The sequence below is a fragment of the Sphingomonas endophytica genome, from assembly GCF_014199415.1.
Lineage (GTDB): Bacteria > Pseudomonadota > Alphaproteobacteria > Sphingomonadales > Sphingomonadaceae > Sphingomonas > Sphingomonas endophytica.
The window spans coordinates 90,729-108,737 of sequence record NZ_JACIJN010000010.1 but is presented as its reverse complement, the minus strand read 5'-3'; the positions used below and the strand labels follow the sequence as shown (position 1 = coordinate 108,737).

16 protein-coding genes and 1 other RNA gene are annotated in these 18,009 nt (G+C 69.2%); 4 read left to right on the top strand and 13 right to left on the bottom strand.

Annotated elements, in window-relative coordinates; genetic code table 11:
- Positions 1-29: 29 nt before the first annotated feature.
- Entirely contained in the window at positions 30-2,375 is a 2,346-nt protein-coding gene (gene pnp / locus FHS97_RS14595) for a polyribonucleotide nucleotidyltransferase (protein WP_184039480.1), read from the top strand.
- A 252-nt stretch (positions 2,376-2,627) separates the two neighbouring features.
- Here pnp and FHS97_RS14590 read toward each other — a convergent pair whose 3' ends face one another.
- Positions 2,628-4,568: a sialate O-acetylesterase gene (locus FHS97_RS14590; RefSeq protein ID WP_221233327.1), complete on the bottom strand. Its 1,941-nt coding sequence runs from the start codon at positions 4,566-4,568 to the stop codon at positions 2,628-2,630.
- Positions 4,569-4,627: 59 nt separating this feature from the next.
- The gene (locus tag FHS97_RS14585) at positions 4,628-5,398 is read right to left on the bottom strand and encodes a class II aldolase/adducin family protein (protein ID WP_184039722.1); all 771 of its coding nucleotides are present in this window, start codon (positions 5,396-5,398) and stop codon (positions 4,628-4,630) included.
- Positions 5,399-5,554: 156 nt separating this feature from the next.
- Here FHS97_RS14585 and paoA point away from each other — a divergent pair, with 156 nt between their 5' ends.
- The 3 genes from paoA to paoC are packed head-to-tail and all read left to right on the top strand — an operon-like array spanning position 5,555 to position 9,335.
- A complete protein-coding gene (paoA, locus tag FHS97_RS14580) occupies positions 5,555-6,193 on the top strand; it encodes an aldehyde dehydrogenase iron-sulfur subunit PaoA (RefSeq protein ID WP_184039477.1) in 639 nt (212 codons plus the stop codon).
- A complete protein-coding gene (locus tag FHS97_RS14575) occupies positions 6,190-7,143 on the top strand; it encodes an FAD binding domain-containing protein (RefSeq protein WP_184039474.1) in 954 nt (317 codons plus the stop codon). Before paoA ends, FHS97_RS14575 begins: the two co-directional genes overlap by 4 nt.
- Entirely contained in the window at positions 7,140-9,335 is a 2,196-nt protein-coding gene (paoC, locus tag FHS97_RS14570; protein ID WP_184039471.1) for an aldehyde oxidoreductase molybdenum-binding subunit PaoC, read from the top strand. Before FHS97_RS14575 ends, paoC begins: the two co-directional genes overlap by 4 nt.
- Positions 9,336-9,555: 220 nt before the next feature.
- Here the strand turns inward: paoC and FHS97_RS14565 are convergent, their stop codons facing one another.
- From FHS97_RS14565 to FHS97_RS14515, 11 genes are all read right to left on the bottom strand, one after another.
- Positions 9,556-9,873 (bottom strand): (2Fe-2S) ferredoxin domain-containing protein, encoded by a 318-nt coding sequence (locus tag FHS97_RS14565; RefSeq protein WP_343053465.1) that lies wholly within the window; start codon positions 9,871-9,873, stop codon positions 9,556-9,558.
- Positions 9,849-10,397: a J domain-containing protein gene (locus tag FHS97_RS14560; RefSeq protein WP_184039468.1), complete on the bottom strand. Its 549-nt coding sequence runs from the start codon at positions 10,395-10,397 to the stop codon at positions 9,849-9,851. Before FHS97_RS14560 ends, FHS97_RS14565 begins: the two co-directional genes overlap by 25 nt.
- Before the next feature lie 55 nt (positions 10,398-10,452).
- Positions 10,453-10,846: RNase P RNA component class A (gene rnpB / locus FHS97_RS14555), an RNA gene on the bottom strand.
- Positions 10,847-10,975: 129 nt separating this feature from the next.
- Positions 10,976-11,665 carry an N-acetylmuramoyl-L-alanine amidase gene (locus tag FHS97_RS14550; protein ID WP_184039454.1) on the bottom strand — a complete coding sequence of 230 codons (690 nt, stop codon included), beginning with the start codon at positions 11,663-11,665 and terminating at the stop codon, positions 10,976-10,978.
- A gap of 82 nt (positions 11,666-11,747) precedes the next feature.
- The gene (locus FHS97_RS14545) at positions 11,748-12,572 is read right to left on the bottom strand and encodes a CheR family methyltransferase (RefSeq protein ID WP_184039451.1); all 825 of its coding nucleotides are present in this window, start codon (positions 12,570-12,572) and stop codon (positions 11,748-11,750) included.
- The gene (locus FHS97_RS14540; protein ID WP_184039448.1) at positions 12,572-13,633 is read right to left on the bottom strand and encodes a chemotaxis protein CheB; all 1,062 of its coding nucleotides are present in this window, start codon (positions 13,631-13,633) and stop codon (positions 12,572-12,574) included. Before FHS97_RS14540 ends, FHS97_RS14545 begins: the two co-directional genes overlap by 1 nt.
- A 29-nt stretch (positions 13,634-13,662) precedes the next feature.
- Positions 13,663-14,028, bottom strand: coding sequence for a response regulator (locus FHS97_RS14535; RefSeq protein ID WP_184039445.1), 366 nt, complete (start codon positions 14,026-14,028; stop codon positions 13,663-13,665).
- A 71-nt stretch (positions 14,029-14,099) separates the two neighbouring features.
- Positions 14,100-14,534, bottom strand: a complete 435-nt coding sequence (locus FHS97_RS14530) for a chemotaxis protein CheW (protein WP_184039443.1) — start codon at positions 14,532-14,534, stop codon at positions 14,100-14,102.
- Complete coding sequence (locus tag FHS97_RS14525; protein ID WP_184039440.1) at positions 14,531-16,819, bottom strand: chemotaxis protein CheA; 2,289 nt, start codon at positions 16,817-16,819, stop codon at positions 14,531-14,533. The genes FHS97_RS14530 and FHS97_RS14525 overlap by 4 nt, the downstream gene beginning before the upstream one ends.
- Positions 16,820-16,897: 78 nt before the next feature.
- Positions 16,898-17,545, bottom strand: a complete 648-nt coding sequence (locus FHS97_RS14520; RefSeq protein WP_184039435.1) for a histidine phosphotransferase family protein — start codon at positions 17,543-17,545, stop codon at positions 16,898-16,900.
- A gap of 8 nt (positions 17,546-17,553) precedes the next feature.
- A complete protein-coding gene (locus FHS97_RS14515) occupies positions 17,554-18,009 on the bottom strand; it encodes a M67 family metallopeptidase (protein ID WP_184039716.1) in 456 nt (151 codons plus the stop codon).

The following is an 18,009-nucleotide window of genomic DNA, read 5'->3' as shown; positions in this document are numbered from 1 at the left end:
CATCTGGCGCGGGGAGTGAAGGAAATCAGATGTTCGATACCAAGAAGGTGGAAATCCAGTGGGGCGGCAAGACGCTGACCCTGGAGACGGGCAAGGTCGCCCGCCAGGCCGACGGCGCGGTGATCGCGACGCTCGGCGAAACGGTGGTGCTGTGCGCCGTGACCGCCGCCAAGAACGTGAAGGAAGGGCAGGACTTCTTCCCGCTCACCGTTCACTATCAGGAGAAATTCTCCGCCAGCGGCCGCATCCCCGGCGGCTTCTTCAAGCGCGAGCGTGGCGCGACCGAGCGTGAGACGCTGGTCAGCCGCCTGATCGATCGCCCGATCCGCCCGCTGTTCCCCGAAGGCTTCTACAACGAGATCAACTGCATCGCGCAGGTGATGTCGTATGACGGCGAGAACGAGCCCGATCTGCTGGCGATGATCGCGGCCTCGGCGGCGATGACGCTGTCGGGCGTGCCGTTCATGGGCCCGATCGGCGCGGCGCGCGTCGGCTATCAGGACGGTGAGTATATCCTCAACCCGTCCGACGCGCAGGTCGTCGAGGGCGAGCTGGACCTGATGGTCGCCGCGACGCACGACGCGGTGATGATGGTCGAGTCGGAAGCCAAGGAGCTGTCCGAGGACGTGATGCTCGGCGCGGTGATGTTCGCGCACAAGGCGTCGCAGGACATCATCAACGCGATCATCGATCTGGCCGAGCAGGCGGCGAAGGAGCCGTGGGAGCTGAAGGTCCAGGCCGACAGCGCCGCGGTGAAGACCAAGCTGAAGAAGCTGATCGGCAAGGATCTGGAGGCGGCGTACAAGCTGACCGACAAGCAGCAGCGCCAGACCGCGATCAACGAGGCGCGTGCCAAGGCGCGCGACGGCATGGCCGACCTGAAGGACAGCGATCCGCAGGCGTATCTCGCCAGCCTGAAGCTGGTGAAGAAGCTGGAGGCGGACATCGTCCGCACCGCGATCCTCAAGACCGGCCGCCGCATCGACGGGCGCGACACCAAGACCGTCCGTCCGATCGAGGCGGAAGTCCACTTCCTGCCGCGTGCGCACGGCTCGGCGCTGTTCACGCGTGGCGAGACGCAGACGATCGCGACCACGACGTTGGGCACCCGCGACGCGGAGCAGATGATCGACGGTCTGAACGGCCTGTCGTATCAGCACTTCATGCTGCACTATAACTTCCCGCCCTATTCGGTCGGCGAAGTGGGCCGCTTCGGTGCGCCGGGCCGTCGCGAAGTCGGCCACGGCAAGCTGGCGTGGCGGGCGCTGCATCCGGTGCTGCCGACCAAGGAAGAATTCCCGTACACGATCCGCGTCACCAGCGACATCACCGAGTCGAACGGCTCGTCGTCGATGGCGACGGTGTGCGGCGGCTCGCTGGCGATGATGGATGCGGGCGTGCCGCTGAAGCGCCCGGTGTCGGGGATCGCGATGGGGCTGATCCTCGAGGGCAAGGACTTCGCGGTCCTGTCGGACATCCTCGGCGACGAGGATCACCTCGGCGACATGGACTTCAAGGTCGCGGGCACCAGCGAGGGCATCACCGCGCTGCAGATGGACATCAAGATCTCCGGGATCACCGAGGAGATCATGAAGGTCGCGCTGGCACAGGCGCATGAGGGCCGTGCGCACATCCTGGCCGAAATGGCCAAGGCGCTCGACTCGACGCGTACCGAGCTGTCGGCGCACGCGCCGCGCATCGAGACCTTCACGATCGACAAGTCGAAGATCCGCGAAGTGATCGGCACCGGCGGCAAGGTGATCCGCGAGATCGTCGCCACCACCGGCGCGAAGGTCGACATCGACGACGAGGGCGTCATCAAGGTGTCGTCGTCGGATCACGCGCAGATCGACGCCGCGATCAAGTGGATCAAGGGGCTGGTCGAAGAGGCCGAGGTCGGCAAGATCTACGACGGCAAGGTCGTCAACATCGTCGACTTCGGCGCGTTCGTGAACTTCATGGGCGGCAAGGACGGTCTCGTCCACGTCAGCGAGATGAAGAACGAGCGGGTCGAGAAGCCGGGCGACGTCGTGACCGAAGGCCAGGAGGTCAAGGTCAAGGTTCTCGAGATCGATCCGCGTGGCAAGGTCCGCCTGTCGATGCGCGTCGTCGATCAGGAAACCGGTGCGGAGCTGGAAGACACCCGCCCGGCGCGCGAGCCGCGCGAGCGAAGCGATCGCGGCGGTGACCGTGGTCCGCGTCGTGACGGCGGCAACCGCGATGGTGGTGGCCGTGGCGGCGACCGCGGCGGCGATCGTGGTGGCCCGCGTCGCGAAGGTCGCGGCCCGCGCCGTGAGCGCGGCGAAGGCGGCGGCAAGGAAGAGGGCGATGCCCCGGCGTTCGCCCCGGCCTTCCTGACCAACGATCGCGACTGATCCCAAGTCGCTTTGCGTGCAGCAAGCGAATGGCCCCGGCAGCAATGCCGGGGCCATTTTGGTTTGGGCGATCATTTGTCATCTACGTGGAGCGCTACCCGGCGAAGGCCGGGGTACAGGGAGGGGACTTTTGCAAAAGTCCCGCCTTCGCCGGGGTGCGGCTGAGGTTACGTCATTGCGAGCGTAGCGAAGCAATCCATGGTCGGATCAGGACGCTCTGGATTGCCGCGCTACGCTCGCAGTGACGGAAGGCTATTCCACTCCGCGCTCGAACGGTGCCGCCGGCAGGTCCGCACCGTCGAACAGATTCGTGAAAGGCGCATCGCTCCACGCGTACCGCACCTTCGTCACGCCCGCGGCATTCGCGCCCGGCAACACGATGGTATCGCCCCGCGCCTCCGCGGGCACGTAGCGGCACGCATCACCCGCGCATGCCTCGAACCCGATCGCCTGCCCCGCGCCATAGGTGTGCAGCCCACCGGTGACGTTGCGATAACGCACCACCAGATCGCTGCCGCTGCGCGAGACGCCCGCCACCTCCGGCCCGCTGCGCAGCCCCGGCTGGCCGTAGGCGATCACCCGCGCCAGCCGCGCCAGCCGCTCGCCGACGACGGTCTTCTGCGTCGGATGGATGTCGAACCGGTCGCCGACGTCCAGCGTCACCGCCAGCCCGGCGTGCGCATCCTGCGCGACCGCCTGCGCCTGCGCCTCGCGCAACTCCGCCCAGCCCGACTGCACCGGCGCGGTCGACGGCTTGCCATAGGAGGTGAGCTGGACCACGAAAAACGGCAATTCCGGCGCGGCGAAGGTCCGACGCCAGTCGGCCATCAACAACGTCATCAACTCGCGATAAGTCGACGCCTCGCCCGCGTTCGACTCGCCCTGATACCAGGCGGCGAGCTTCAGCCCGTAGCCGGCGAACGGCGCGATCATGCCGTTGTGGAGCGTCGCAAGGCTGTTCGGTACGTCCCACGGCGCGGGCGCGATCGTCTCGCCGGTCAGCGCGCGGCCCTGATAGAAGCGCCACGGTCCGGCGAACGGCACCAATGTTCCATCGGCCAGTTCCAGTCCGCGCGGCGCAGCCCCCGTCAGCCCGCCGCCGTTCGCGCCGCCCAGCACGCGCATCGCGACGACGTTGCGCCCGACCTTCCACGTCCCCGCGGGCGCATCGTAATGCCGCCACGCCCAATTTACGCTGCCGCCGCCGACATAGCGGCCGTTGACCCACGTCTCCTCATATTGGTCGATCGGCCCGAGTTGCAGCGTCTTGGCCGCCGCGACCTGCTCGGCGGTCAGGTCGATCGCGCCGCGCAGCCACATCACCCCCTCGAACGCGGCGAGCGCTGGCACGCCCGCGTCCTTCCACGCCGATGTCGGGATCGTTGCCCACTTGCTGTCGTCGAAGTCGGCGCGCCGGAACGCCGCCTGCCGCGCGGCGGCGGGATCATGCGCCTTCCACCACGCCTCGCGCCGCGCGCCGTCCTGCGCCAGCGCCTTGGCCGGATCGCGCCCGTAGAGATCGACCGCCGCGATCCCGTCCTTCAGCCGTGGAAGGGTCGCGAGCGACGTCGGGCTGATCCAGCTTTCGATCCGCGTCCCGCCCCATTCGGAATTGATGAACCCGATCGGCACCTTCTCGCTCTGCCGCAGCGAGCGCGCCATGTAATAACAGACCGCCGAGGCGTCGCCGACCGTCTCCGGCCCGACGCGCTGCCATTTGGCGGGCGCTTCCAGATCGGCGAGCGGCTGCGCGCGGCTGGTATCGGGGATCGTGGCGTAGCGCAGGTCGGGGTCGGCGGGGGTCTGCAACGCGCCCCACGCATTGGTCGACTGCTTGACCATGAACTCCATGTTCGACTGGCCGCCGCACAGGAAAACGTCGCCGACCATGATGTCGCTCAGCGTCTGCCCGCCCTCGACGCTCAGCGTGTAAGGTCCGCCCGCCGCCTGCGCCGGCAGCGTCGCACGCCATCGGCCCTGCGCATCGGCGGTCGCCGAGGCGGTCTGCTGGCCGAGCCGCACCGTCACCGCGGCGTTCGGCGCGCCCTGCCCCCATATTGCGATCGGCCGGTCGCGCTGGAGCACGGCATGATCCGCGAAGATGTGGGCGAAGCGCGGCGTCGCCTCCTGCGCCATCGCCGGCGCGGCGAGCGCCATTGCCGATCCCGCCATCACCATGCGCCACATCGCCATCATCCCCTCCGTCGGTTGTTAGCGCTCACGTATCGCACCGGACTGGCGCTCGCCAAGCGTCAATCGCGGTAGGACGGATCGATCCGGTCGAGCTTGCGCAGCAACGCCGGCCACGCCAGCCCGCGCGCCAGCATTGCGATGCCGGCGGGCGGCGACTGACCCGCAACCTTCGTCTCCACGCCTTGCGGCGGCGTGTGCAGCCCGTCGATACCGGCAGCGAGCATCAACACCTGCGCCTCGCACGCGCGTTCGAGGAAATAGAGCCGCAGGAAGCAGGACGCTACCGAGTCGCCGACCGTCAGCGTCCCGTGATTGCGCAGGATCATCGCATGGCGCTCGCCGAGATCGGCGACCAGCCGCTCGCGCTCCTCCAGGTCGGTCGCGATCCCCTCGTACTCGTGATAGGCGACGTCGTGCGACGTGATCATTGCGGTCTGCGTATGCGGCAACAGCCCGCACGCCATCGCCGACACCGCCTGTCCATGCGGCGTATGGAGGTGCATCACCGCCTGCGCGTCGTCGCGCGCCATGTGGATCGCGGAGTGGATCGTGAACCCGGCCGGATTGACCGGATGCGCAGTCATGCCGACCGGCTGGCCCTCGACATCGATCTTCACCAGCGAGGAGGCGGTGATCTCCTCGAACATCATGTCATAGGGGTTGATGAGGAAATGATGCTCCGGCCCCGGCACGCGCGCCGACAGGTGCGTGAAGATCAGATCGTCCCAGCCGTAGAGCGCCACCAGCCGATAGGCGGCGGCGAGATCGATGCGCGCCTCGCGCTCGCCCGGTGCCATCGCCGTGGACTCTACCATCGCCGCCGTCGCCATACGCTTCCTCTCCATGCTTTTGACATGGATGTTAATACAGGCAGTGGTCGGCCACCAGCGGCGCGTGTATCGCGGTGTTGCAGCCGGATATAACATGGGTCGGGCGCGTTTCATCGACGGGGCGGCTCTCCTGCCCGTCCCCACAGCAGGACCGACATGACCGACACCAACGGATTCAGCCTCACGCGGCGCGGAGCGCTCGTCAGCGGGGTCGCCGCCGCCTCCACCACCGCGCTGCCGCTCGACGCGCAGCCGCTGCCCGCCGAAGCGCGCGCCGCCACCGTCCCGGTGTCCTTCACCGTCAACGGCAAGAAGCGCGCGCTCGATCTCGACCCGCGCGTCACGCTGCTCGACGCGCTGCGCGAGCATCTGCACCTGACGGGCAGCAAGAAGGGCTGCGATCACGGCCAGTGCGGCGCGTGCACGGTGATGGTCGAAGGCAAGCGGATCAACTCATGCCTGACGCTCGCCGTGATGCACGATGGCGACGAGATCACGACGATCGAAGGCCTCGGCAAGCCGGGCGACCTGCACCCGATGCAGGCCGCGTTCGTCAAGCATGACGGCTATCAGTGCGGCTATTGCACCCCCGGGCAGATCATGGCCGCGGTGGCGATGTTGCAGGAGGTGAAGGACGGCGTGCCGAGCTACGTCTCGACTGACCTCACCGCCGCCGGCCGCATCGACGCGCAGGAGGTCCGCGAGCGGATGAGCGGCAACATCTGCCGCTGCGCCGCTTACTCGAACATCGTCGCCGCGATCGCCGATGTCGCCGGTGCGGAGGATGTCGCATGAAGCCCTTCACCTATGAACGCGCCACCTCCCCCGCCGCCGCCGCCGCGGCGGTCGCGGCGAAGCCGGGCGCGAAGTTCGTCGCGGGCGGCACCAACCTGCTCGACCTGATGAAGCTGCAGATCGAGGCGCCGACGCATCTCGTCGACGTCAACCGGCTCGGGCTCGACACGATCGAGGCGACACCGGACGGCGGCTTGCGCGTCGGCGCGCTGGTCCGCAACACCGCGCTCGCCGCCGACAGCCGTGTGCGCCGCGACTATGGCGTACTCAGCCGTGCGTTGCTCTCGGGTGCGTCGGGGCAGTTGCGCAACAAGGCGACGACCGCGGGCAATCTGCTCCAGCGGACGCGCTGTCCGTATTTCTACGACACCAATCAGGCGTGCAACAAGCGCAAGCCCGGCTCGGGCTGTGCCGCACTCGGCGGCTACAGCCGCGCGCTGGCGGTGATCGGCACCAGCAAGGACTGCATCGCTACCCACCCCAGCGACATGGCGGTGGCGATGCGCGCGCTCGATGCGACCGTCGAGACGGTCGACGGCGGCGGGCGCACGAGGACGATCCCGATCGCCGACTTCCACCGCCTCCCCGGCAGCACGCCGTGGATCGAAACCGCGCTCACGCCCGGCGAGATGATCACCGCGGTGACGCTCCCCGCGCCGGTGCGCGGCACGCACATTTATCGCAAGGTGCGCGACCGTGCTTCCTACGCCTTTGCGACGATCTCGGTCGCGGCGATCCTGCCCGAGAGCGGCACGCCGCGCTTCGCCTTCGGTGGCCTCGCGCACAAGCCGTGGCGCGTCGCCGCCGCCGAGGCGCGGCTGGACGGCGGCGCGAAGGCGATCGCCGCCGCCGCGCTCGCCGGTGCCACGCCGACGTCGCAGAACGCCTATAAAATCCCGCTGGTCGAGCGCACGCTGGCCGCGGTGCTCGCCGAAGGACGCGCAGCATGAAGTTCGACACTCCCGCCGGCCGCAACCCGATCGACCAGCAGAAGGTCATCGGCAAGCCCACCGATCGCATCGACGGCCCGCTGAAGGTCACCGGCACCGCGCCTTACGCCTTCGAGCGCAACGATGTCGCGCCGAACCATGCCTATGGCGTGATCGTCGGTGCCGGCGTGGCCAAGGGGCGGATCAAGCGGATCGACGCCGCCGATGCGCTGCGCGCGCCCGGCGTGCTGTCGGTCGTCACTTATGAGAATGCCGGCAAGCTCGGCAAGGCCAAGGCGCATACCGCGACGATGCTCGCCGGGCCGGAGGTCGAGCATTACGATCAGGCGGTCGCGATCGTCGTCGCCGAGACGTTCGAGCAGGCGCGTGACGCCGCCAAACGCGTGCGCGTCGATTACGCGCGCACCAAGGGCAAGTATGAGCTGAAGGCGGTCAAGGACGGCGCGCCGATCGCCAAGGGCGACAAGATGAAGACCGCGCGCGGCGACTTCGCAGGCGCCTTTGCCAGCGCGCCGGTTAAGCTCGACGCCACTTATACGACGCCCGACCAGAGCCACATGATGATGGAGCCGCACGCCACGATCGCGGCGTGGAACGGCGACGAGCTGACGCTGTGGACCAGCAATCAGATGATCGCCTGGGCGGTGCGCGACATGAGCGAGACGCTGCTGATCCCCAAGGAGAAAATTCGCGTCGTCTCGCCTTATGTCGGCGGCGGGTTCGGCGGGAAATTGTGGGTCCGCTCCGACGCGGTGATGGCGGCGCTCGCGGCCAAGGCGGCGGGGCGGCCGGTCAAGGTCGCGCTCGCGCGGCCGCAGCTGATGAACAACACGACGCACCGCCCCGCGACGATCCAGCGCATCCGGATCGGCGCGGACAAGGCCGGCAAGATCACCGCGATCGCGCACCAGACCTGGTCGGGCGACCTGCCCGGCGGCGGTCCGGAGACGGCCGCCAACCAGACCCAGCTTCTCTACGCCGGCGACAACCGGCTGACCGAGACGCATCTCGCGGTGCTCGACTTACCCGAGGCCAATGCAATGCGCGCGCCGGGTGAAGCGCCGGGGATGATGGCGCTCGAGGTCGCGATGGACGAGATGGCGGAGAAGCTGGGGATGGACCCGGTCCGCTTCCGCATCGTCAACGACACGCTGGTCGATCCTGAAAAGCCCGAGCGCAAATTCTCCGACCGCAATCTCGTCCGCTGTCTTGAGGAAGGCGCGCAAAAGTTTGGCTGGGACCGCCGTAATCCGAAGCCGGGGCAGGTGCGCGACGGCGACTGGCTGGTCGGCCTCGGCATGGCGGCGGCATTCCGCAACAACATGAACATGAAGTCGGGCGCGCGCGTCGGGGTCGACCGCAAGGGCATGGTGACGGTCGCCACCGACATGACCGACATCGGCACCGGCAGCTATACGATCATCGCACAGACCGCCGCCGAGATGCTCGGCGTCCCGCTCGACAAGGTCGTCGTGCTGCTCGGCGACAGCCGCTTCCCGGTATCGGCCGGGTCGGGCGGGCAATGGGGCGGTAACAGCTCGACCGCGGGGGTCTATGCCGCCTGCGTCGATCTGCGCCGCCGCATCGCGCAGAAGCTCGGCTTCAACTCCGACGACGTGACCTTCGCTGACGGCAAGGTGTCGAGCGGCAACCGCGCAGTCGATCTCGCCAAGGCGGCGGGCGACGAGGGGATCAGCGGCGAGGACTCGATGGAATATGGCACGCTGGAGAAGGATTACGCGCAGGCGACCTTCGGCGCGCATTTCGTCGAGGCGGCGGTCAACGTCTATACCGGCGAGATTCGCGTGCGGCGGATGTCGGGCGTCTACGATGCCGGGCGCATCCTCAACCCCAAGTCGGCGCGCAGCCAGGTGATCGGCGGCATGACGATGGGGATCGGCGCGGCGCTGATGGAAGATGCGGTAGTCGATCCGCGCTTCGGCTATTTCGTGAACCACGATCTCGCCGAATATCACGTGCCCGTCCACCTCGACGTGCCGCATCAGGAGGTCGTGTTCCTCGACACGCTCGACGACAAGACCTCGCCGATGAAGGCGAAGGGTGTCGGCGAACTCGGGCTGTGCGGCGCGGCGGCGGCGGTGGCGAACGCGGTCTACAACGCTTGCGGCGTCCGCATCCGCGACTATCCGCTGACGCTCGACAAGGTGCTGGAGGGCTTGCCGGTGGCGTGAGGGCCGGCGGGCCGCGTCCCGTCCCAAACCCGTCATTCCCGCGCAGGCGGGAATCCAGACGCGCAGGTCTGTCGATAGAGGCGCAAGGTCAGAGGTTCCGGATTCCCGCCTGCGCGGGAATGACGGAATTCAGCGTCATCCCGGGCTTGACCCGGGACCCCGCTTCTTCCCAGCGGCTCGAAAAAGAAGCGGAGCCCCGGATCAAGTCCGGGGCGACGGCTCACTCCTTCAACTGCCCCGCCAACGCCGCGACATCCGCCCCCGCCGGCACGATCCGCCAGCGTCCCGGCGCGCGGCTGTCGACGATCGTCACCGCGCCCTTCGGGCAGATCCCGAGACACTTCACCTCGACCACCCCGACCGCGGCCTTGCGCCCCTTGCCGAACCCCGGCTCGCCGCGCAACGCCTTGGCGAGCGACGTCCTGCCCTTCGCGCCGAACCCGCCGCCCAGCTTCTTCGAGCATTTCCCGCACACCAGCACCGCGCCGGTCCACCGGGCGCGCACCTGATCCTTCACGGCTCGGCGCGCGGCTTCCACGTCCGCGCCTCCTCGGCAACGCGCAGCACGTCATAGGCGGCCTGGATCGCCTGAAAGCGCGTCGCGGCGTCCTTGTCGCCGGGCCGCACATCGGGATGGTTCGACTTCGCCAGCCGCCGCCACGCCAGCCGCACGTCGTCGAACGACGCATCGACCTCCAGCTCCAGCACCTCCAGCGCGCGCAGCTCGTCGCGCGAGCGCGTACCGTCGCCCGACCCAGCCCACGCCTGATGCTTGGACTGCGAAAAGCCGCCCGCATCACGCCGCTCGTTCGCCTCGCGCTGCGCGGCCTCCTCGGCGGACAAGCCCTCGAAATAATTCCAGCCCCGATTGTATTCGGCGGCATGTGCCTGACAGAAATACCAGCGCTCGGGGCTGTTCGGCGACTTGGGCGCGGGGCACATCCCCGGCTCGTTGCAGCCGTGGCGGTCGCACAATCGCACGGTCGTCGCCTCGCGATTGGCGCCATAGCCGCGCCAGCGGGGAAAGCCCCAGTCGTTCGATCGGGTGGGAATACGTGCCATTCCTGCGGCACATAAGGACGCGCCGCGCCCGCGCCAACCGACTAGCGGCAGCGAATTTGCCAGAGGGCCTGTAAGCCGGGTTCTGTCCACCCCGCGAACGGGGATAGGCGACCATTCCTCTCGGCGCGCCGTTGCCGACGCGCTCCAGCAACCAACCCGGGCAGCGGGTGGGAACACACCCCGGCGACGCGAACGCCGCCATGCCGCCCCTATTCGGTCTTGCTCCCGGTGGGGTTTACCGTGCCACGACCGTTACCGGCCGCGCGGTGCGCTCTTACCGCACCCTTTCACCATGACCGGGCCGAGGCCCAGGCCGTCTGCTCTCTGTTGCACTGTCCCTGACTGCGGACCGAAGCCCGAGCCGGCGGGCGTTACCCGCCACCGTTGTTCCGTGGAGCCCGGACTTTCCTCGGCGCGCTTGCGCGCGACGCGGCCGCCCGGCCCTCTGGCGGGATCGCCGTAGCGAGGCGGAAGGCATTAGGGAAGCACAACGCCGTCATTGCGAGCGAAGCGAAGCAATCCAGGGCGTCGCGCGGAACACCGGATTGCTTCGCTGCGCTCGCAATGACGAACGTGTATCAATCATCCCCCTGCGGTCGGGGCAGCAGCAGCGCCAGCAGGATCATCCGGCATTCCGCATCCATCTCGCCGTCGATCAGCTCGGGGCGGAAGCGGCGCTGGAACGCCATGATCGCCGCCATCCGGTCGCTGACGTCATAGCCGAACCGCTCCAGCGCGAGGCAGAACGCCGCCTCCCCCCACATCGGATCGACAAGGTTCTTCGTCGGCCGCGGCAACGCCAGCCGCAGCCGCGCGAGCCGGTGCCACGGGAACAGCTCGCCCGGATCGCGCTTTCGCAGCGGGGCGACGTCGGAATGGCCGACGATATTGCCGCGCGTGATCTCGTACATGTCCTTCAGATGCGCGACGAGCCGGATCACCGCCTCGATCTGCGGTTCCGGGAAGGCGCGATAGCCATGATCGTGGCCGGGGTTGACGATCTCGACGCCGATCGACGCCGAATTGACGTCGGTCACCCCGCGCCAGTGCGATGCGCCGGCGTGCCACGCGCGCTTGTCGTCAGGCACCAGCCGCGTGATCGTGCCGTCCTCGTCGACGAAATAATGGCACGACACTTCGGCGGCAGGATCGCGCAGCCGGTCGAGCGCCTCCTGCGCCGTCTTCATGCCGGTATAGTGCAGCACGATCATCGAGATCGGCAGCAATCGTTCGTTGAAGCTGGGCGATGGCGCCTCCCGGCACCTCATGCGTCCCACCTGCCCGTGTGCCGCTCCGCGCCTGTCACCATCGCCCTCGCCGTCGTTGACCGTAACGACGTCCGTCGCGAAATCAGCGGCCTGTGTAAACCCGGTTGCTGTCGGTGGGGTCGGGAACGCGCTCGTAGAGCCCGCGCGCCCGCGTGCTGGGGCGGAGCCGTTCCGACTGGCCGATCACCGTCTCGCCCGCGCCGAGCAGCAGGAAGCCGTCGGGCCGGAGCGCGCCCGCCAGCCGGGTCAGCACCTGCTCGCGCTGATGCGGCGCGAAATAGAACAACAGGTTGCGACACAGGATCAGGTCGAACTCGCCGACCGGCGGCGGGTCGACGATCAGATTGTGGCGACGGTAATGGATCGCCCCCAGCAACGCCGGCGCGGCGCGCCAGTGATTGTCGGCGGCCGGCTCGAACCAGCGCACCATCCGCCGCACCGGCAACCCGCGCTGGATCTCGAACTGCGAATAGGCGCCCTCGCGCGCGCGCGCGATCGCCGCCGCGGACACGTCGGTGGCGACGATCTCCGGCATCGCGCCGCCCGCCTCGGCGAACAGCATCGCCAGCGACAGCGGCTCCTGCCCGGTCGCGCAGGCCGCGCACCACACGCGCAGCGGCGCGCGCCCGGCAACCGCCTCGGCTGCGCCCTCGATCACGCCGGCATCGCGAAAGAACGACGTCTCCTGATTGAGCAGTGCGTCGACGATCCGGTCGGCCAGTTGCTTGTCCTTACCTTCGATGAGCCGGGCGGCGAGCTGGTCGACGCGATCGAGCGCATGCGCCTGCAGCAAAGGTCCGAGCGACGCCTCGAACCGCCAGCTGCGGCCGACCGCGATCCGCTGTCCGGTGCGCGCCTCCAGCAGCGCGGCGAACACCCGCGCGGAGCCGGGATCGATCTCCGCCATCAGCCGCGCGCGCCCATGCGCCGCGCCGCGATCATCGCGCCGATCTCACGCGGGGTGAGCACCGCATCGGCGAGCCCGGCCTGCGCCACCGCGCCCGGCATTCCCCAGACCACCGACGAATCGCGGTCCTGCACCACGATCGTCCCGCCCGCCGCCCGCACCGCGCGCGCGCCGTCCAGCCCGTCGCGTCCCATGCCGGTCAGCACGATCGCGAGCAGTCGCGCGCCATAGGTGTGCGCCAGGCTGGTGAACATCGGGTCGACCGACGGCAGATTGCCGGTCGGGCTGGGCGCCTGCGACAGCCGCGTGGCGACCCGTCCGTCGGCCTGCGCCGTGGCGAGCAGATGCGCATCGCCCGGCGCGATCAGCACCTCGCCGTCGACGACCCGCCGCCGCTCGTGCGCGATCGCCGACGGACGCCGGGCGACCACCCCGACCTGCGCGGCGAAATATGGCGAAAAGGACGGCGGCAGATGCTGGGTGACGAAGATCGGCTGCGTCATCGTCACCGGCACCTGTTCCAGCAGCGAGGCGAGCGCATGGATGCCGCCCGTCGAGGCGCCGATCGCGATCGCGTCGAACGGCGGCGGGGTCATGATCGTCGCGCGGCGCGGCAGCGGCCGCTCGTCGCCATGCGCCGCCAGCAGGTCGAGCCGCGCCAGCAAGGTCTCGCCGAAGCGGCTCGCGAAGGCGCCGATGCTCGGCTTGACCAGCGTATCCGCCGCACCGAGCGCCAGCGCGCGCATCGTCACCGCCGCGCCTTCGGCTGCCGAGCTCGACACCACCAGCACCCGCGCACCCGCCCCGGCCTTCAGCAGCTCGGGCAGGGCGTCGATGCCGCTTTGATGCGGCATGACCAGATCGAGCAGGATGAAATCGACCGGCTCACGGTGCAGGAAGGCCAGCGCGCGTTGTGCGTCGGGCAGCGCGCCGGCGAGATCGAAGCGCCCGCTGCCGCTGATGAAGCGCGACAGCGCGGCGCGCGCCACCGCCGAATCGTCGACGATCAGGACGCGCGGCCGGCGGCGCTCCGCGACGGGCGGATCGGCACGGTGAGTCATGGCAGATCCCGGCACGGGCCCGGCCGGGATCAGGCGACGCCGACGATCTGGAGCTTGCTGTGCAGCGTCTCCCGGTCGAACGGCTTCATCACATATTCGTCCGCGCCGGCCTCGATCGCGGCGCGGATGTGCGCCATGCCGTTCTCGGTGGTGCAGAACACCACCTTCGGACGACGCGGCATCGGCTCCTCGCCCAGCGCGCGCAGGAATTCCATCCCGCTCATCACCGGCATGTTCCAGTCGAGCAGGATCACATCGGGGCAGGTCTGCCGGCAATGCGTCAGCGCCTCACGCCCGTCGCCCGCCTCGGACACCGAAAAGTCCAGCGCCTCCAGAATGTGCCGCGCCACCTTGCGGATCACCTTCGAATCATCGACGATCAGGCAGGTCTTCATGATATTTCCGATATTTCTGGTGCTGCCGCACCTTGGGCGCGGCGCGGTAAGGATGGGGTTAACGACCGCGCTCAGCCGAGCGCGCTGGCCCGGGCGACCAGCCGGTCAATATCGACCGCCATCAACGTCTCGCCCTCGCCCTCGGCAACGCCGGTGACGAAGTCCCATTCGCCCGCCGTCCCCTGCGCGATCGGCGCGGGCGCCAGCGTGAAGGTCGCGACATCCTCCAGCGCATCGACCGCAATGGCATAGAGATGACCGTCGACCAGCGTCGCCACCGCGCGCGCGCCCTTGCCGTCGCGCATCATCGGTGCCCCGCCGAACAATTCCCGCACGTCGATCACCGTCGCGACCCGGCTGCGCATCGCCGCCAGCCCGACCACTGCCGGGGCGGCGCCGGGGGCGGGAACGGTGCTGTGGACCTCCACCACCGAGTCGACCCGCTCGGCGTCGAACAGCAGGCCGCGGTCACCGACCCGCGCGACCAGATGCAGGGCATGGTTCATGCGGCATAATCCTTCAGCGCGGCGATCAGCGCGGCGCGATCGAAACGGTAGAGCGGCTTGCCACGCTCGCGGCTCAGCCGCAGCGCGGGCACCGGCGGCGTGTCGGCGTCGTCCTCCATCGCCAGCGCCAGCGCGACCGGCAGACCCGGCGGCGCGCGCCGCACGACGCGATAGCCGGCCTGCTCGATCGCGGGCTTGAGGAACGCCTCCATCCAGCCGCTCTCGGCGCCGTGCAACAGGCAGACCGGGCGCGCGGCGCTCGCGGTCGCATCGTCGAACAGCGCCAGCGGATCGACCAGCTCGATCGGCTCGCCGTCGATCACCGCCAGCCCGGCGATCACGCCGCGCGGATCGGCCGCGGGCGCGATCTCCTGCGGCAAGGGCACGATCTCGATCGGATCGGCGATCGGGTAGGCGAGTTCCTGATCGTCGAGCTGCAAGCGCAACACCTTGCGGACCTCGCCCGCGACGGCGCCCGTCCCCGCCCAGACCGGGATCGACCGCGCGCCGATCGTCAGCCACAGCCCGCCCGCCAACGCGCGCACCGCGCCTGCCGTGACGCCCTCGATCCGGTCGACCGCATCGGACACGATCATCCGGCGCACGCCGTCGATGTCGTCGAACAGCAGCGCGCGCACCGGCTCGACGACCTCGGCTTCGGTCACCGCCGCGTCGGGGCGCTCGAACGCCAGCGCCGCGCGCGCCGCGATCGCGGCGCAATCCAGCAACAGGATCGGCGCACCGTCGTCGGGCAACATCTGCCCGGCATAGATGCCCGCGCGCATCACCGCCGGCGCGGCCGGCTTCACCACCAGCTCCTGCGTGTCGTTCACCCCGTCGAGCGCCAGCGCGAACCGCCCCTCGCGCAGCGAGACGATCGCGAGGAAGCCGGGGATGGCATTCCCCTCGCTTTGCCCCAGCAACGTCGGCAGCGACACCATCGGCAGCCGTTGTCCGCGCAGCAGCACCACAGCGCCCGCCGCGACACGATCGACGCGCACCGCCCCGCCGTCGACCGCGACGATCTCGTCGACCGACTGACGCGGGATCGCGAAGCGCGTGCCCGCCGCTTCAACCAGCACCGCGTTGAGGATCGCCAGCGTCAGCGGCACCTCAAGCGCGATCGTCAGCCCCTGCCCCGGCCGGCTGGTCAGCGAGATACGCCCGCCGGCCTGTTCGACATTGGCCTTCACCACATCCATCCCGACGCCGCGGCCGGACAGCGCGGTCACCTCGTCGCGCGACGATAGCCCGGCCTCGAAGATCAGCTTGAGCCGGCCGTCCTCGTCCAGCGCGGCGAGTTCGGCGGCGCGTTCCGGCTGCGCGCGCAGCGCCTTGGCGAGCAAGCGCTCGCTGTCGATCCCGCGCCCGTCGTCGGCGATCTCGATGATGATGAGGTTGCCGGCCTGCCGCGCGACGATCCGCAACTGCCCGGCGGCGGCCTTGCCCGCGCGCAGCCGTCCGACGCGATCCTCGATCCCGTGATCGACCGCATTGCGGACCAGATGGACCAGCGGATCACGCAACAGCTCGATCATCTCGCGGTCGAGCTCGACATCGCCACCCTCGATCGTCAGCGTCACCGACTTGTCGAGCGCCGCCGCCGAATCGCGTGCCAGCCGCGGCAACGCGGAAAACAGCGACTCGACCCGCTGCATGCGCGTCCGCGTCACGGTGTCGCGCAATTCGTCGACCGAGATGCTCAGCCGCTCGAGCATCGATTCGAGCCGCGGATCGTCGATCATCCGCAGGTGCCGCGCGAGCTGGTTGCGCGCCAGCACCATGTCCGAGACGCCGCTCATCATCCGGTCGAGCAGGTCGACCGACAATCGCACCGAGCGCTTGGGCGCGTGGCGCACGGCGGGCGCGGCCGCCGGCGCGTCCGCGGTGTCGACCGACGGGACCACCTCGCCCGCGATCGCGCCGTCCAGCGCCGCGATCAGCATCGCCTCGCCGGCCTCCGACAGCGCCTCGCCGGCATCGATCGCCTCGACGATCTCGCCAATCCGGTCGATGATCGCGAGGATCACGGTGACCAGCGACTGATCGGGCGCCCGCTCCCCGGCGCGGACCGCGGCCAGCGCGTCTTCGGCGGCGTGGCTCAGCCGGGCGAGCCGCGGCAGATCGAGGAAGCCGCAGCTTCCCTTGATCGTATGCATGAAGCGAAAGATCGCATCCAGCCGCGAGCGATCGCCAGGGTCGGCTTCCCACCCCACGATCTCGCCCGAGATCGCCTCAAGCGTCTCGCGCGTTTCGGCAATGAATTCCTGCAAAAGATCGTCCATGCGGTCCCGTTGCCTTGGCTAGACGGACGGCATCGCACGACAGGCGTTAAAAGGGTCTTTACCGCGCCACGGCTTGGTTTACCGGTTCGGCAGCGCTGCGCCGAACAGCAATGCGCCGTCCACCGGCTCGCTGACCACCACCGATCCGCCCGCTTCCCTGACCAGCTCATGGACGAGGAACGCCGCCGCCGCGCGCGGCGCGACCGCGGTGTCGTCGACCGGGCCATCGGTCAGCGTGGCGCGCAGATCGGGGTCGAGCACGATCCGCGGTCCCTCGGCGCGCAGCACGATCTCGGTCGCGTCGGCGCTTTCCTCGGTGCCGATCGTGACCGTGCCGCCGCGCACCAAGGTATCGCCCGCGATCAGCGCGAGGTTGAGCAGCACCTTGACCGCCGCCTTGGGCAGCTCGGTCGCCTCGACCATCCATTGCAGGTTGAGCCGCTTGTTGTCGCCGAGCAGCGCCTCGACCGCCTGCCGCGCCTCGCGGACGTCGACGCGCTCGCCGAACCCGCCCGCCGCGCCGAACGCCAGCCGGAAGAACTTCAGCTTGTTTGCCGAAGTCCGCGCGCTTTCGTTGAGCAGCTCGAGGCAGCGGGCGCGCATGTCGGGGTCGGTTTCGTCGTTGAGCAGCTCCAGCCCGTTGTTGAGCGCCCCGACCGGCGACAACAGATCGTGGCACAGCCGCGAGCAGAGCAACGAAGCAAAATCGACCGGGCTGATGGACATCGGTAAGGCTACCTCGGCGGGATGGCGTTATGGCCTTGTGGCGAGTCGCCCGACGCGGCGCAACCGCTTACGTCCAGCCGCAGCGGATCGAAACGGCCATGCACCGCGCCGTTCGCCACCGCGCGCCACGCCGTCACTGCCGCGCCTGCGACGATCAGCCAGATGCTCCCGTCCGGCGCCGCATCGGCGGCATCGCGGGGCGACGGGCGGGCGACGCCCGAAGGGTGCGAATGATAATGACCGATGATCCGCGCGCCGCCGCCCCGCGCCGTGCGATGCGCCGCGATCAGCGCCGCCGGGTCGATCTCGAACCGCACCGCCGGGTCGGCAGCGACGTTGCGGCACGGCAGCAGCCGCGTGACACCGTCCCCCTCGCCGAGCAACAGGCCGCACACCTCGTCGCACTCCGCCGCGGCCAGCACCAGCAGTTCGTTTCGCTGCGCGATTGTAATTCTCACCATCAT

Coding starts and splice junctions, on each gene's coding strand:
- FHS97_RS14530 (WP_184039443.1), bottom strand. CDS start 14,534: ATGAACCATGCCCTGCATCTGGTCGCGCGGGTCGGTGACCGCGGCCTG.
- FHS97_RS14535 (WP_184039445.1), bottom strand. CDS start 14,028: ATGAAGACCTGCCTGATCGTCGATGATTCGAAGGTGATCCGCAAGGTG.
- pnp (WP_184039480.1), top strand. CDS start 30: ATGTTCGATACCAAGAAGGTGGAAATCCAGTGGGGCGGCAAGACGCTG.
- paoA (WP_184039477.1), top strand. CDS start 5,555: ATGACCGACACCAACGGATTCAGCCTCACGCGGCGCGGAGCGCTCGTC.
- FHS97_RS14590 (WP_221233327.1), bottom strand. CDS start 4,568: ATGGCGATGTGGCGCATGGTGATGGCGGGATCGGCAATGGCGCTCGCC.
- FHS97_RS14575 (WP_184039474.1), top strand. CDS start 6,190: ATGAAGCCCTTCACCTATGAACGCGCCACCTCCCCCGCCGCCGCCGCC.
- FHS97_RS14515 (WP_184039716.1), bottom strand. CDS start 18,009: ATGATGGTGAGAATTACAATCGCGCAGCGAAACGAACTGCTGGTGCTG.
- FHS97_RS14585 (WP_184039722.1), bottom strand. CDS start 5,398: ATGGCGACGGCGGCGATGGTAGAGTCCACGGCGATGGCACCGGGCGAG.
- paoC (WP_184039471.1), top strand. CDS start 7,140: ATGAAGTTCGACACTCCCGCCGGCCGCAACCCGATCGACCAGCAGAAG.
- FHS97_RS14540 (WP_184039448.1), bottom strand. CDS start 13,633: ATGACTCACCGTGCCGATCCGCCCGTCGCGGAGCGCCGCCGGCCGCGC.
- FHS97_RS14525 (WP_184039440.1), bottom strand. CDS start 16,819: ATGGACGATCTTTTGCAGGAATTCATTGCCGAAACGCGCGAGACGCTT.
- FHS97_RS14560 (WP_184039468.1), bottom strand. CDS start 10,397: ATGGCACGTATTCCCACCCGATCGAACGACTGGGGCTTTCCCCGCTGG.
- FHS97_RS14550 (WP_184039454.1), bottom strand. CDS start 11,665: ATGAGGTGCCGGGAGGCGCCATCGCCCAGCTTCAACGAACGATTGCTG.
- FHS97_RS14545 (WP_184039451.1), bottom strand. CDS start 12,572: ATGGCGGAGATCGATCCCGGCTCCGCGCGGGTGTTCGCCGCGCTGCTG.
- FHS97_RS14520 (WP_184039435.1), bottom strand. CDS start 17,545: ATGTCCATCAGCCCGGTCGATTTTGCTTCGTTGCTCTGCTCGCGGCTG.